Raw genomic sequence first — 13540 nt, forward strand, 5'->3', positions numbered from 1 at the left:
TTCAGTCGTGGTACATCACCGAGCGACCACCATCGATGGTGATGCACGAGGCGTTGATGAACGGCGCTTCATCACTGGCCAGGAACACGGCGGTCATCGCCACTTCAATCGGCTGACCAATGCGTTTTGGCGGATGCAGGTCAAAGGCGCGCTGGCGCTCGGCGTGCGGGTCGGCGAAGCCGTTCCAGTAATCGACGTTGAGCTGGGTTTCGATGTAGCCCGGCGCAATCGCGTTGACGCGAATGCCCTTCGGCGCGTACTCGATGCCCAGCGCGCGAGTCAGGCCGAGCAGGCCATGCTTGGCCACCGGGTACGGGAAGCAGCCGGGAATGATGTTCGTGGAATGGGTCGAGGCAATGTTGATGATGCTGCCGATGCCCTGCTCGATCATCTGCGGCAGCACGGCCTTGCAGCCATACCACGCGCCGTCGAGGTCGATGGCAAAGCAGCGGCGCCAGTCTTCTTCGGTCATTTCCAGCGGATCGCGGAACACGTTGACCCCGGCGCAATTGACCAGCACGTCGATACGACCGTGCAGCTCGACGGCCAGTTTGGCCATGGCGTGCAGATCCTGCTGACGCGATACGTCGGCCTTGATCGCTTGCACATCGGCGCCCTGCTCGCGCCAGTGCGCGGCGACTTTCTCGACTTTTTCAGCCTGGATATCGCTGATCACCAGTTTGGCCTGCTGCGAGGCGAAGGTTGCGACGATCGCTTCGCCAATGCCTTGGGCGGCGCCGGTCAACAACACAACCTTGTTTTTCAGACGCTCGCCTTTGGGTGGCTCGGGCACTGGCGGCAAGGAAAGGGGTTCAGCCATGAATCAGGACTCCTGTTCGAAAGCATAAAAAAACCGGGCATCTGACGATGTCCGGTCTGGAAGGCTTTGGGAACACAACAGGCGAGCGCACGCTCCGGCACTGGAACGGCCCGAAGCGCTGACTCCGCTGAGGAGTGCGATAGAGATTCGCTGCATCACTTCACCTGTTTTGTTCTTTTTAAGTGTGAGTGCGTGTTACTGCTGGAGCCGACTATAAACCCGACCGCCGAATAATCTCAATATATAATTTTGCATCCCATATTTTGGGATTCATCCTGCGAAACGCGTACAGAGCTTTCCGGCGACGTCCACCCGCAACGACAACACGGCACCGTCCAGCGGGTGATTCAGCGGACTTTTGGCGCTGGTGATGTACAGGGTTTTCAGGTCGGTGCCGCCGAATACGCAACTGGTCGGGCGGCTGATCGGCAGATCGATCTTGCGGTCGATCTGGCCATCCGGTGTCAGGCGCAGCAGGCAGCTGCCGTCCCAGCGGGCGTTCCACACATAACCTTCGGCGTCCATTGCCGAACCGTCCGGGCCACCGTTCTGATCGGCGCCGTACCAAGACCGGGCCGTGTCGAGGTTGCCGTCGGTGTGGATGAAATAGCGATACAAGGTGCTGTCGAGGCTGTCGCCGAACAACAGCGTGGTGCCGTCGTCACTCCAGAGCAGCGTGTTGGGAATCCCCAGGCCACGCAGCAATGGCGTGACTTTTTTATCCGGATCAATTCGGAACAATCCGCCGGAACGACGGGTGATCGGCAGATCTTCGCCCTGTTCGCCGATGTTGTTTTGCATGGTGCCGAGCCACAAGTGGCCCTGGCCATCGCAACGCGCTTCGTTGGCGCGGTTGCCCGGTTGCGGATCGGCGACGCAGAACAGCGTCAGTCGCGGCTCAAGTCCGGGGGAATCGAGATCGAGCCGGTAGACGCCGCTGCTCAGGGTCACCAGCGCGTCGCCGCTGGTGCAGGGAATGAACGCCGAGACGTGCTCCGGCATCTGCCAGATCTGCACGTTCGCACCGATCAGGCGCAGTGCCTGTCTGCCGGCGATGTCGACCCAGTACAGCGCCTGGGTCGGTGCGTCCCAGAACGGGCCTTCGCCCAGTTGCGCCCGATGCTCTGTCACCGCAGTCCACGTCATGCAACCTCCTGTCTTGTTGTTTTGTCAGCTGGCTTTCTTGTCGGCCATCACCTGGGGGTAAAAACGCTTGATGGCCAGGTCGGCATTGTCGATCAGGGTCATGCAGGCCCACACCCCACGCGCGGCATCCCGGGCGGCGATGGCGTCGGCCATGTCTTTGTGGATGGGCAAGGTGCGGCGCAATTCGTCGGGGTCGGCAGCGGATACTTCGAAGGACACGGCGAGCAACGCGCCGAGGGCCGGCACCATTTGCTCGATGAATTGATTGTGGCTGGCGGCGAGAATGCATTCGTGGAAGAACTGGTCGGCGCGGTTGTAATCGATGCCGCTGTCCACTGCCCGCTCGAGGGCGTTGTAGGCCTGCTGAATGGCTTGCACCTGTTCGACGGTTGCCCGCTCGCAGGCCCAGCGCACCGCCATCGGCTCGATGGTGCGGCGCAGGTCGAGCAGGTCATCGACGAAATTTTCCGGCAGGCCGCTGCGTGACAGCCAGCCCACCACTTGCGGATCGAACAGGTTCCAGCGCTTGATCGGCAGCACCCGCGTGCCGACTTTCGGCCCGACTTCGAGCATGCCTTTGGCGACGAGGGTCTTGATGGCTTCGCGGATCACGGTGCGGCTGACACCGAGCTGCTCGCCCAGATCGGCCTCGACCTTGATCGCCTGCCCCGGTTTCACCTGGCCGGCGGCAATCCAGGCGCCCAGCCAGTCAACCGTTGATGCGTGAAAGCTGCTCGACATGGACACCCCGAAGCTGTTCGCTGTGGGTGTCTACGCTAATCATCATACGATTGGGAGTCAACGACAAAAAAACCGCAGCCTGCTTTCACAGACTGCGGTTTTTTTAAGGTTCGAGGCCGATGCGGAAGAACTCGCCGCCACTCCAGACGCCGAGCCAGCGCTGGCCATCGATTTCTCGGCTGACTGCCAGTTCGACCAATTGGTAGAACACGTTGCGGTGGATCAGCGCTTCGAGGTTGGTGCGCACATGCACGTAGGGCGCAGGTTCTTGCGTTGTCGGGTCAATCTCGACCCGGATCGGATGTTCCGGGCCGGCCTCGGTGGTTTCATCGACGTTGGTGGTAAAGCGCAGCACTTGCGCCTCACCCTCGCCTTCCACCTCGACGGCAATCGCCACGAATGGCGCGTCATCGACCTTGATCCCGACCTTCTCCACCGGAGTGATCAGGAAGTAATCATCGCCATCGCGGCGGATGATGGTGGAGAACAGCTTGACCATCGGCTTGCGCCCGATCGGCGTGCCCAGGTAGTACCAGGTGCCGTCGCGGGCGATGCGCATGTCGATATCGCCGCAGAAATCCGGGTTCCACAAGTGCACCGGCGGCAAGCCTTTGGTTTTGGGGATTTGCCCCAGCAGGTCATTGGCTTTTTGCGGGCCACTCATGGCGTACTCCTTGAATTACTGGTCCCCGACGCCCAGCAAGCTGCGCGCGTATTGCGCCAGCGGCGGGCCGATCAGGTCTTCGGGCTTGTTATCGTGGAACGTCAGTAAACCGCCACGACTCTTGATCCGTGCAGTATCAATCAAATACTGGGTGCTGGTCTCGATCAACATGATCTGAATCACGCCGCCGTCGATACCGAGGCGATCCACAGCTTCCTGATCCAGCCATTCATCAGAGTTGCCGATGCGGTCGTCGGCCTTGGCGAAACGGGTGTAAAGCAAGTAATGAGCACCGGCGTCGCGGGCTTCGCCCATTGCCTGGTCGAGGCCTTCCGGCGCACGGGCGCGGCGGACCATCGGGAAGTATTCGACGAAACCTTTGAAGGCCTCTTCGGCGACGACGTTGGGACGCGGGTAAGAACCACCCGGTGGCGCAAACGACCCCTGCGCGATGTAGATGAACGAATCCGGCTGAATGCGGAAATTGTTTACGCGGCGGCTGTCGCTGTGATCCAGCAGACCTGCATCGCTCATCTGGTAGCGAGTCCCTTCGGCCATGTCACTGACAGTCATACAGCCGCCCAGCGCCAAAACGGCCAGCAGCAAAACCAGGCTACGCATCCTAATCCTCCAGAAGCCGGTGACGGAAAACCGGCGAATGGCCGTAGGATGCAGCTTTTGCGCCAGTCCGTGGAAATGTGCAGGTATCCGGTTTGAAATAAAGCTTTTGTGGTGAGGGGCTCAGCCGCCGATGATCTTCATGACCGTCGCGCCGCCGGAGAATGCGACTTCCTGCTTGTCGCCCAAGGCCTTGACCAGCAGTCGCTGCAACGCCGGCAGCGCTTCGTGACGCGGCTTGTCGAGCAGGTCACCGACGTAGTGACGATTGCTCGATGACAGGCAACCATGCAGCCATCCGGTCGACGACAGGCGCAGGCGCGAGCAGGTTCGGCAGAACGGTACGCTTTCGTTGGCGATCACGCCGAAGTTGCCGAGACCGGGAATCGCATAGCGAACAGCCGTGGCGTCCACCGGCGCGTCGGTTTGCGCGTACTCGTAATGTTCGCCGATCAGGCTCAGCAACTGTTGCAGGCTGACGAACTGTTGCAGGAAGGCATTGGAATCGGTGGCCAGGTGGCCCATGCGCATCAGCTCGATGAAGCGCAGTTCAAAGCCGCGCTCAAGGCAGTAATCGAGCAGCGGCATCACCTGATCGAGGTTCTGTCCGCGCAACGGCACCATGTTGACCTTGATCTTCATTCCCGCCGCTGCAGCCTGATCCATGCCGTCGAGCACGGTGGCCAGGTCGCCGCCACGAGCAATGCTGCGGAACGCGCCGGCGTCCAGGGTATCGAGGGAAACGTTGATGCGTCGCAGGCCGGCATCGACCAGCAGCGGGAGTTTTTTCGCCAGGAGCTGGCCGTTGGTGGTCAGGCTGATGTCTTCCAGGCCCATCTTGCCGACGGCGCTCATGAAAGATTCGAGCTTGGGACTGACCAGTGGCTCACCACCGGTGATGCGCAGGCGTTCGATGCCGGCGGCTTCGATCAGATAGGCAACGCCGCGTGCCATAGCCTCGGCCGACAGTTCATCCTGCGCAGCCACCAGCCGCTTGCCGTTGGGCACGCAATAGGTACAGGCGTAATTGCAGGCTGAGGTCAGACTGATCCGCAAATTGCGAAAACGCCTGCCTTGACGGTCAACGATCATGAAGCACTCCGGCGATGGAAAATCGAGCGGCTAAAACTTGACTCACAATTCAAGTTTTAGCAAGCCCTATGCCTGAGTATATTCCTGCGGTACTGCGCCATGTAGCGAAAAACACGGCGCATAAGGCGACTGAATGATTCAGCTGCTTGGCGTTTCAGGGTCGCGCTTGCGCTTGTTGCCCATGCGCACGCCGATGTCCATCAGGAACTGGAAGAAACCTTCCTGATCTTCCAGCACATTGCTCCAGAACGGCGAGTGATACAGCGCCACCGCGCCGTGCACCAGCGCCCAGGATGCGCAGTAGTGGAAGTACGGCGGCACGTCTTCGAGCTTGCCTTCGCTGATGCGGCCCTTGATGAGCAGGGTCAGGCGTTCGAAGTTCGAGGCACGGATCTTGTGCAGCTCCTCGACCATCTCCGGGACCTGATTGCCCTTGACCACCTTCTCTTCCAGGCGATCGAACAGGCGATAGCGCTGCGGGTCGCGCATGCGGAATTCAAAGTAGGCACGGGACAGGGCTTCCTTGTCCTTGTCGACATCGGCCGAATGCAACAGCTCGTTCAAGTCACGCTCGTAATCGAGCATCAGGCGCAGATAGATTTCCGCCTTGGACTTGAAGTGCTTGTAGATCGTGCCTTTGCCGATACCCACGGCATCAGCAATCATCTCGACGGTGACACTGTCTTCACCTTGTTCGAGGAACAGCTTGAGCGCGGTATCGAGAATTTCTTGCTCGCGGCGACGAAACTCACGGACCTTACGAGGTTCTTTGTGCATAAGAAAAGGTCTGTAGGGGTCAAAATTCGAAGCCGCGTATTATGCCTAACTTGCGCAAAAATGCACGGATCATCCGACCATATCTGTGTTTCTTGTTCATTTCACGAACGTTTCGGGGGGAATGAGAACATAACCGAAGCGAACGTATTCCAAATTTGTTTAAAAACCCCGACCGGCCAACTGGACTGAACGCCAGACTGATCAATACTTGAACTGTCGGGCGACATCTCCCCCAAGTGTCGCGCCGGTAAAGGTACCAAGGGACCGCGTGCCTTTGTTTTACTCCTAATGGTCTTAACCCGGATTCACCCCCCAGAACCCGGGTTTTTTTTGCCTGCGATTCAGGCTTTTACGTGCGCCAGCGGAAACAGTCGCTTGAAGTTCTCGGTGGTCTGCTCGGCAAAGCGCTCGTAATTCTCGCCCCGCAGCATCGCCAGAAACTCTGCCACTTCCCGCACGTATTGCGGCAGGTTCGGCTTGCCGCGATAAGGGATCGGTGCCAGGTACGGAGAATCGGTTTCCACCAGCAGGCGATCCGCCGGGACCTTGCTCGCCACGTCGCGCAGCGCATCGGCATTGCGGAACGTGACGATGCCCGACAGGGAGATGTAATAACCCATGTCCAGCGCGGCCTTGGCCATGTCCCAGTCTTCGGTGAAGCAATGCAGCACACCAGCCTGGGGCAGCGCAGCTTCGCGCAACAATTCAAGCGTGTCCGCGCGGGCACCACGGGTGTGGATGATCACCGGTTTGCCGGTCTGTTGCGCGGCTTGCAAGTGCAGACGGAAAGACTCCTGCTGCAACTCGGCGGCTTCCGGCTCGTAGTGGTAGTCCAGACCGGTTTCGCCGATCGCCACCACTTTCGGGTGATTGAGCTCGTGCAGCAGCCAGTCCAGCGCCGGCGCGGCGCCCGGCTGCACATCCAGCGGATGCACGCCAACCGAGCAATCGACGTCGTCGTAACGCTCGGCCAGGGCTTTGACGTCGGCGGCGTTATCGGCGCTGACGCCAATGCACAGGAAATGCCCGACGCCGCGCTGACGGGCCGCATCCAGTGCGGCATCCAGGGAACCGTCGTGAACGGCGAGGTCGAGTCGATCAAGGTGACAATGGGAATCTACGAGCATAAAAAGGACTGCAACTTACATCGTATGAGTGGGACGGTCGGACTTAAGGGCTCCGGCCAGATGAGTTTCGATGCGACTGCGCGCGGTGTTGTCGCCATCGTTGAATTGCACGCCGACGCCGGCAGCGCGATTGCCCTGGGCGCCTTTGGGGGTGATCCAGGCGACTTTGCCGGCCACTGGAATCTTTTCCGCCTCGTCCATCAGGTTCAGCAACATGAACACCTCGTCGCCCAACTTGTAGCTCTTGTTGGTCGGGATGAACAGGCCACCATTCCTGATGAACGGCATGTAAGCGGCGTAAAGGACAGACTTGTCCTTGATGGTCAGGGACAAGATGCCGTTGCGCGGCCCCGGGCTGACGGGTTCATTCATGTTGACCTCCACTGCTGATGTTCAGAGTCTAGGTACACATTCTTATCTTTGGCCAGGCAGACTCGCCCATTGCACCAACAACGCTTCCAGCAGCAACGCGGCATTGAGGTTGGCCTTGCTCAGGACTTTCTGGCGCTGGGCGAGAATCCAGTCCTGGATATCGAGGACTTTACGCTGGGCGCTTTTCTGCGCCAGGTACTGCACGACCTTGCGCATGTCGGTCAGGCCGAGGCCCGCTTCATCCTGGGTCAATTGATAGCGCAGGATCAGGCTCGACCAGTCGCAGAACCAGTCGAACAGACGCAGCATCGGAATATTTTTCCATTCTTCGGCCAGTTGCGTCGGCGATTGCTGCTGCTTGAGCAGCTTCTTCACACCTTCCACAACCTGCGCGCGCTGTTCACGCACGCCCTGCCCCTGCAACGTGACGGCGGCCAACGGCGAGCCGGCGGCCAGGGTCAACAGTTCGACACGCTCCTCTTCGGAACATTCCGGCAGTGCCTGAGCCAGCCATTGCAGGCTCATGGATTCGCTCGGCAGCGGGCAGGCCTGTTGCACGCAGCGGCTCTTGATGGTCGGCAGCAAACGGCTCGGCTGGTGGCTGACCAGCAATAGCACGGTATTGCCCGACGGCTCTTCAAGGCTCTTGAGCAAGGCGTTGGCGGCGTTGATGTTCATCGACTCCACCGGCTCGATCAGCACCACCTTGCGACCGCCCAGTTGCGCGGTCTGCACCACGAAACTGACCAGATCGCGCACTTGGTCGACCTTGATCGCCTTGTCCGCTTCTTCCGGTTCTAGGATGTAATTGTCCGGGTGGCTGCCGGCCTTGAGCAGCAGGCAGGATTTGCACTCGCCGCAGGCTTCAGGCGTCGGACGCTGGCACAGCAGACTGGCCATCAGCCGCTCGGCCAACGCGCGCTTGCCGATCCCGGCGGGACCGTGCAGCAGATACGCGTGGGCGTGCTGGGTGCGTCCGGCCAGTTGCTGCCAGAGACTGTCCTGCCACGGATAGGCCTCAGCCACGGCACAGCTCCAGCAAGTTCGGAATCAGGGTATCCAGCGATTGTTGAACCTTGGCCAACGGCTGACCGGCGTCGATCCGCACATAACGCGCAGGATCGGCTTCGGCACGCTTGAGGAACGCACTGCGCACCGCCTCGAAAAACGCCCGCCCTTCCAGCTCGAAGCGATCCAGACGACCCCGGGCGCTGGCGCGGGCCAAGCCGATTTCCACCGGCAGATCGAAAATCAGCGTCAGGTCGGGACGCAGGTCGCCCTGAACGAAAGTCTCCAGCGCAGCGATACGCTCCAGCGACAGACCGCGACCGCCACCCTGATAAGCGTAAGTCGAATCGGTGAACCGGTCGCACAATACGACGGCGCCACGGGCCAGTGCCGGGCGAATGACCTCAGCCAGATGCTGGGCACGGGCGGCGAACACCAGCAGCAGCTCTGTGTCCGGGTTCATCACTTCGTCGACCGGGGCCAGCAACACCTCACGAATACGCTCGGCCAGCGGCGTACCGCCGGGCTCGCGGGTCAGCACCACTTCGATACCGGCGGCGCGCAGGCGCTCGGCGAGGAATTCGCGGTTGGTGCTCTTGCCGGCGCCTTCCGGGCCTTCCAGGGTAATAAACAAGCCAGTCACAGGCAGTCCTTAATCAAAGTCATTGCGCGGTTTGCGGTGCGGCCGCTTCGGTTTCCGGAGTCGGCGCGGGCTCCTGGGCAGGAACCTGCGGCAACGACTCTGGCGCAGTGTCGGGTGATGCGGCAGGAGCGGCTTCCGGTGTCGAAGCCGGCGCCGGGCTCGAACGGTAATCCGAGCGCCGTTTGAGCTGGAACTCACGCACCGCACTGTTGTGCGCATCGAGGTCGTCAGAGAACACATGGCTGCCATCGCCACGAGCTACAAAGTAGAGGCTGGTGCCTTCCACCGGGTTCAACGCGGCGTGAATCGCCTCGCGGCCAACCATCGCAATCGGCGTCGGCGGCAGCCCCGGAATCACATAAGTGTTGTACGGCGTGGCTTCCTTGAGATGCGCGCGGGTCAGCTTGCCGTTGTAGCGATCACCCAGACCGTAGATCACCGTCGGGTCGGTCTGCAACTGCATGCCCAGCGCCATGCGACGCACGAACACGCCGGCAATCTGGCCACGCTCCTGGGGAACGCCGGTTTCCTTCTCCACCAGCGACGCCATGATCAGCGCCTGGTAAGGCTCGCTGTAGGGCGCATCGGCAGAGCGGCTTTCCCACTCTTTGGCCAGCACTTCATCGAGGCGGTCGAACGCCTTTTTCAGCAGCTCGGTATCGGAGACCCCGCGCACGAATCGGTAGGTATCGGGGAAGAACCGACCTTCAGGAAACAAGCCCTTGTGGCCGATCTTGCTCATCACATCACTGTCGCTCAGACCGGTCAGGGTCTGCTCGATCTTTTCGTCTTTCGACAAAGCGGCGCGCACCTGATGGAAGTTCCAGCCTTCGACGAGGGTCAGGCTGTACTGAACCACTTCGCCACGCTTCCACAGATCGATCAGGCCCTTGACGGTCATGCCCGGCTGCATGCGGTACTCGCCCGTGTGAATCGGGGTGCCCGTCAGATTGAAACGCCAATAAATGCGTAGCCAGAAAGCGTCCTTGATCACGCCATCGGCTTCAAGTCCGAGAAGGGTGCGGGTCGGCGTGGAACCCTTGGGCACATCCAGCAGTTCTTCCTGCGTGATATTCAGAGGCTGTTCCAGTGCCGAATGAATCTTCCAGGCGCTGGCGCCCAGCAGCAGCCCTGCCAGAACCAGTCCGGTTTCCAGCAGCAGCAAAAGTTTACGTCTCACGAATCAGGCATCCAGTAGCGTGCGGGCAATGGTTTGCAGTTTACGGGTGAGCGGCCCAACCGGCCAGCTCAGTGCAGCGTACGCGCGTACCGGCCAGACGCCATACACGCTGTTGCAGACAAAGACTTCATCAGCCCATTGCAGCTGATCAAGGCTGATGTCGGTGATTTGCACGGGGATACCCGATGACGCTGCCTGAAACAATAGTTCGGCGCGCATCACACCGGCCACCCCGCAGCGTTTCAGATCCGCCGTGACCAGCACGCCATCGCGCACCAGAAACAGGTTGCTGAACACGCCCTCGATCACACGACCCGCCTGGTCGAGCATCAAGCCTTCGGCGTGCTCGCTGTCTTGCCATTCGGCACGAGCGAGGACTTGTTCCAGACGATTGAGGTGTTTGAGACCTGCCAGCAAGGGCTGGACAGATAAACGTGTCGTACACGGAAACAGGCGAACGCCTTGCTCGCCATGGACGACAGGATAAGCAACGGGAGGATTGCCTTGCAGAATGCGTCGGCCCGGCGCCGAAGGATCCGGCGCATAACCGCGCAAACCGTCGCCACGGGTGAGGATGAGCTTGAGCACACCCTCACCCATGGCCGCCGCATAGGATTGCAGCTCGCTACGGATCTGCTCGATGTCGGCCGCGATGGCCAGGCGTGAACAACCTTCGGCCAGTCGCGTCACGTGACGCTCCAGCAGCAAAGGCTGGCCGTTACGCACGGCGATGGTCTCGAACAGACCGTCACCGTAAGCCAGGCCGCGATCTTTCAGCGACAGAGTGTCAGCCGGTTGACCGTCGACCCAACAGTCCATCAGCCGGCGAACCGACGGAACGCCAACGTGCCGTTGGTGCCGCCAAACCCGAACGAGTTGGACAGCACGACATCGATGTCCATGTTGCGCGCAGTGTGCGGCACGAAGTCGAGATCGCAGCCTTCATCCGGCTCATCGAGGTTGATGGTCGGCGGCGCCACCTGGCTGTTGATCGCCAGCACGCTGAAGATCGCCTCGACCGCGCCCGCTGCACCCAACAGGTGACCGGTCATGGACTTGGTGGAGCTGACCGCCAGCTTGTAGGCGTGATCACCGAACACCGACTTGATCGCGTTGGCTTCGGCAAGGTCGCCGGCCGGCGTCGAAGTACCGTGAGCGTTGATGTATTGCACTTGATCGACGTTGATCTTCGCGTCACGCAGCGCATTGGTGATGCAACGTGCAGCACCGGCACCGTCGGCAGGTGGCGATGTCATGTGGAAAGCATCGCCACTGGTGCCGAAACCGATCAGCTCGGCGTAGATGGTCGCGCCACGGGCCTTGGCGTGTTCGAGTTCTTCGAGTACCAGGGCGCCGGCACCGTCGGACAGGACGAAGCCATCACGGCCCTTGTCCCACGGACGGCTGGCACGGGTCGGTTCGTCGTTGCGGGTCGACAGTGCGCGGGAGGCGCCAAAGCCGCCCATGCCCAGACCGCACGCGGCCATTTCGGCACCACCGGCAATCATCACGTCGGCTTCGTCGTACATGATGTTGCGGGCTGCCATGCCAATGCAGTGCGTACCGGTGGTACACGCTGTGGCGATGGCGTAGTTAGGCCCCTGTGCACCCAGGTGGATGGACAGGAAACCGGAAATCATATTGATGATCGAACCAGGCACAAAGAACGGAGAAATCCGGCGCGGGCCGGTTTCGTGCAGGGTGCGACTGGTTTCTTCGATGTTGGTCAGACCGCCGATACCCGAACCCATGGCCACGCCAATGCGTTCACGGTTGGCATCGGTGACTTCCAGGCCAGCATTGCGTACGGCTTGAAAGCCGGCCGCCAGACCGTACTGAATGAACAGGTCGAGCTTGCGCGCTTCCTTGACCGACAGGTATTCCTCGACATTGAAGCCCTTTACCGAGCCGCCAAAGCGGGTGGAATAGGCAGAAAGGTCGGTGTGTTCGATCAGACCAATGCCACTGCGGCCAGCCAGAATGCCCTGCCAACTGCTCGGCACATCCGTGCCCAGTGGCGACAACATACCCATACCGGTGACTACGACGCGTCTACGCGACACAGCACTCTCCTTTTTCAAATGACGACTTTGCATCAGGCCTAAAGAAAAAACCGCACGCCATGATGGCAGTGCGGTTTTTCCATGACAGCAAGCAACGATTACAAACTATTACGCCTGGTGGCTAGTAACGTAGTCGATTGCAGCTTGTACAGTAGTGATCTTCTCAGCTTCTTCGTCAGGGATTTCGGTCTCGAATTCCTCTTCCAGAGCCATCACCAGCTCAACGGTGTCAAGGGAGTCGGCACCCAGGTCTTCTACGAAGGAAGCGGTGTTTACCACTTCTTCTTCTTTAACACCCAGTTGCTCGGCAACGATTTTCTTGACGCGCTCTTCGATGGTGCTCATACCTTGTTTTCACTCCTAATGGACAAATTCAGGCAGCTGGCCAGTGGGTAAGTGTATAGAAAGACTTTTCAGCTTTTCAACTGAAAGCTTCACTCCTCAAACCCTGCGACCCTCTGCCTATAAATAGATTGCAGCTTTATAACGGATTTTAGACAGCTCGTATGACATTTTTTTGAAGCAATCCGTCACATTTGAATTACATGTACATCCCGCCGTTAACCGGGATTGTAGCCCCGGTCACGTATGCCGCACCGTCGGATGCAAGAAAAGCGACCACGGACGCGATCTCTTGAGCTTGTCCCAGACGGCCCAGCGGAATCTGCGTCTGCAAGGCTTCACGCTGTGCTTCAGGCAGCTCGCGGGTCATATCGGTGTCGATGAACCCTGGGGTCACCGAGTTGACCGTAATCGAACGCGAACCGACTTCACGCGCCATGGCACGGCTGAAACCTTCCAGACCGGCCTTGGCGGCTGCATAGTTTACTTGGCCTGCGTTGCCCATGGCACCCACCACCGAGCCAATACTGATAATTCGACCCCAACGCGCCTTGGTCATGCCGCGCAGAACGCCCTTGGACAGGCGATACAGACTGTTCAGGTTGGTATCGATCACGTCGTACCACTCGTCGTCTTTCATGCGCATCATCAGGTTATCGCGGGTGATGCCGGCATTATTGACCAGGATCGCGACCGGCGCGCCGAACTGCTCCTGGATGCTTGCAAGCACCTTGGTGACCGATTCGTCGCTGGTGACGTTCAGTTCGAAACCTGCGCCCTGAATGCCGTTTTCCTTCAGGGTCGCAGCAATGCGCTCGGCGCCGGAAGCGGAAGTCGCGGTGCCAACAACGATGGCACCCTGACGACCCAGTTCCAGTGCGATAGCCTGGCCGATACCACGGCTTGCGCCGGTGACCAGTGCAACTTTACCTTGCAGACTCATGCAA

The 13540-nt window shown here is 60.0% G+C and carries 16 protein-coding genes; all 16 read right to left on the bottom strand.

Annotated features, from left to right (window positions below; all coding sequences use genetic code 11):
- Nucleotide 1: 1 nt before the first annotated feature.
- A complete protein-coding gene (locus tag AC07VV_RS26945; protein ID WP_495037982.1) occupies nt 2-820 on the bottom strand; it encodes an SDR family oxidoreductase in 819 nt (272 codons plus the stop codon).
- Nucleotides 821-1090: 270 nt separating this feature from the next.
- Nucleotides 1091-1966 (bottom strand): SMP-30/gluconolactonase/LRE family protein, encoded by an 876-nt coding sequence (locus AC07VV_RS26950; protein ID WP_495037983.1) that lies wholly within the window; start codon nt 1964-1966, stop codon nt 1091-1093.
- A 24-nt stretch (nt 1967-1990) separates the two neighbouring features.
- A complete protein-coding gene (locus AC07VV_RS26955; protein WP_495037984.1) occupies nt 1991-2707 on the bottom strand; it encodes a FadR/GntR family transcriptional regulator in 717 nt (238 codons plus the stop codon).
- Between the two features lie 103 nt (nt 2708-2810).
- Entirely contained in the window at nt 2811-3371 is a 561-nt protein-coding gene (locus AC07VV_RS26960; protein WP_115078841.1) for a DUF1285 domain-containing protein, read from the bottom strand.
- Nucleotides 3372-3386: 15 nt separating this feature from the next.
- The gene (locus tag AC07VV_RS26965; protein WP_007950810.1) at nt 3387-3992 is read right to left on the bottom strand and encodes a DUF4823 domain-containing protein; all 606 of its coding nucleotides are present in this window, start codon (nt 3990-3992) and stop codon (nt 3387-3389) included.
- Between the two features lie 120 nt (nt 3993-4112).
- Nucleotides 4113-5081: a GTP 3',8-cyclase MoaA gene (locus AC07VV_RS26970; RefSeq protein WP_096820964.1), complete on the bottom strand. Its 969-nt coding sequence runs from the start codon at nt 5079-5081 to the stop codon at nt 4113-4115.
- Between the two features lie 138 nt (nt 5082-5219).
- Nucleotides 5220-5858 carry a TetR/AcrR family transcriptional regulator gene (locus tag AC07VV_RS26975; RefSeq protein WP_007950805.1) on the bottom strand — a complete coding sequence of 213 codons (639 nt, stop codon included), beginning with the start codon at nt 5856-5858 and terminating at the stop codon, nt 5220-5222.
- Between the two features lie 341 nt (nt 5859-6199).
- Complete coding sequence (locus AC07VV_RS26980) at nt 6200-6985, bottom strand: TatD family hydrolase (protein WP_085730469.1); 786 nt, start codon at nt 6983-6985, stop codon at nt 6200-6202.
- 15 nt (nt 6986-7000) lie between these two features.
- The gene (locus AC07VV_RS26985; RefSeq protein WP_085704734.1) at nt 7001-7357 is read right to left on the bottom strand and encodes a PilZ domain-containing protein; all 357 of its coding nucleotides are present in this window, start codon (nt 7355-7357) and stop codon (nt 7001-7003) included.
- Between the two features lie 42 nt (nt 7358-7399).
- A complete protein-coding gene (locus tag AC07VV_RS26990; RefSeq protein ID WP_495037985.1) occupies nt 7400-8383 on the bottom strand; it encodes a DNA polymerase III subunit delta' in 984 nt (327 codons plus the stop codon).
- Entirely contained in the window at nt 8376-9008 is a 633-nt protein-coding gene (gene tmk / locus AC07VV_RS26995) for a dTMP kinase (RefSeq protein ID WP_495037986.1), read from the bottom strand. The genes AC07VV_RS26990 and tmk overlap by 8 nt, the downstream gene beginning before the upstream one ends.
- Nucleotides 9009-9027: 19 nt before the next feature.
- On the bottom strand, nt 9028-10188 hold the full coding sequence (gene mltG, locus AC07VV_RS27000; RefSeq protein WP_495037987.1) for an endolytic transglycosylase MltG: 1161 nt from the start codon (nt 10186-10188) through the stop codon (nt 9028-9030).
- Nucleotides 10189-10191: 3 nt separating this feature from the next.
- Nucleotides 10192-11007 carry an aminodeoxychorismate lyase gene (gene pabC, locus AC07VV_RS27005; RefSeq protein WP_495037988.1) on the bottom strand — a complete coding sequence of 272 codons (816 nt, stop codon included), beginning with the start codon at nt 11005-11007 and terminating at the stop codon, nt 10192-10194.
- A complete protein-coding gene (gene fabF / locus AC07VV_RS27010) occupies nt 11007-12251 on the bottom strand; it encodes a beta-ketoacyl-ACP synthase II (RefSeq protein ID WP_007908259.1) in 1245 nt (414 codons plus the stop codon). Before fabF ends, pabC begins: the two co-directional genes overlap by 1 nt.
- Nucleotides 12252-12359: 108 nt before the next feature.
- The gene (gene acpP / locus AC07VV_RS27015; RefSeq protein ID WP_003175607.1) at nt 12360-12596 is read right to left on the bottom strand and encodes an acyl carrier protein; all 237 of its coding nucleotides are present in this window, start codon (nt 12594-12596) and stop codon (nt 12360-12362) included.
- A 196-nt stretch (nt 12597-12792) separates the two neighbouring features.
- Nucleotides 12793-13536, bottom strand: coding sequence for a 3-oxoacyl-ACP reductase FabG (fabG, locus tag AC07VV_RS27020; RefSeq protein ID WP_007950790.1), 744 nt, complete (start codon nt 13534-13536; stop codon nt 12793-12795).
- Nucleotides 13537-13540: the final 4 nt, after the last annotated feature.

The sequence above is a fragment of the Pseudomonas sp. GW821-FHT02C04 genome (assembly GCF_059421845.1).

Excerpts from the sequence above, each read along its gene's own strand:
- AC07VV_RS26980 (WP_085730469.1), bottom strand. The coding sequence starts at position 6,985 with ATGCTCGTAGATTCCCATTGTCACCTTGATCGACTCGACCTCGCCGTT.
- AC07VV_RS26950 (WP_495037983.1), bottom strand. The coding sequence starts at position 1,966 with ATGACGTGGACTGCGGTGACAGAGCATCGGGCGCAACTGGGCGAAGGC.
- acpP (WP_003175607.1), bottom strand. The coding sequence starts at position 12,596 with ATGAGCACCATCGAAGAGCGCGTCAAGAAAATCGTTGCCGAGCAACTG.
- AC07VV_RS26945 (WP_495037982.1), bottom strand. The coding sequence starts at position 820 with ATGGCTGAACCCCTTTCCTTGCCGCCAGTGCCCGAGCCACCCAAAGGC.
- AC07VV_RS26970 (WP_096820964.1), bottom strand. The coding sequence starts at position 5,081 with ATGATCGTTGACCGTCAAGGCAGGCGTTTTCGCAATTTGCGGATCAGT.
- fabG (WP_007950790.1), bottom strand. The coding sequence starts at position 13,536 with ATGAGTCTGCAAGGTAAAGTTGCACTGGTCACCGGCGCAAGCCGTGGT.
- AC07VV_RS26975 (WP_007950805.1), bottom strand. The coding sequence starts at position 5,858 with ATGCACAAAGAACCTCGTAAGGTCCGTGAGTTTCGTCGCCGCGAGCAA.
- pabC (WP_495037988.1), bottom strand. The coding sequence starts at position 11,007 with ATGGACTGTTGGGTCGACGGTCAACCGGCTGACACTCTGTCGCTGAAA.
- AC07VV_RS26985 (WP_085704734.1), bottom strand. The coding sequence starts at position 7,357 with ATGAATGAACCCGTCAGCCCGGGGCCGCGCAACGGCATCTTGTCCCTG.
- AC07VV_RS26960 (WP_115078841.1), bottom strand. The coding sequence starts at position 3,371 with ATGAGTGGCCCGCAAAAAGCCAATGACCTGCTGGGGCAAATCCCCAAA.
- AC07VV_RS26965 (WP_007950810.1), bottom strand. The coding sequence starts at position 3,992 with ATGCGTAGCCTGGTTTTGCTGCTGGCCGTTTTGGCGCTGGGCGGCTGT.
- AC07VV_RS26955 (WP_495037984.1), bottom strand. The coding sequence starts at position 2,707 with ATGTCGAGCAGCTTTCACGCATCAACGGTTGACTGGCTGGGCGCCTGG.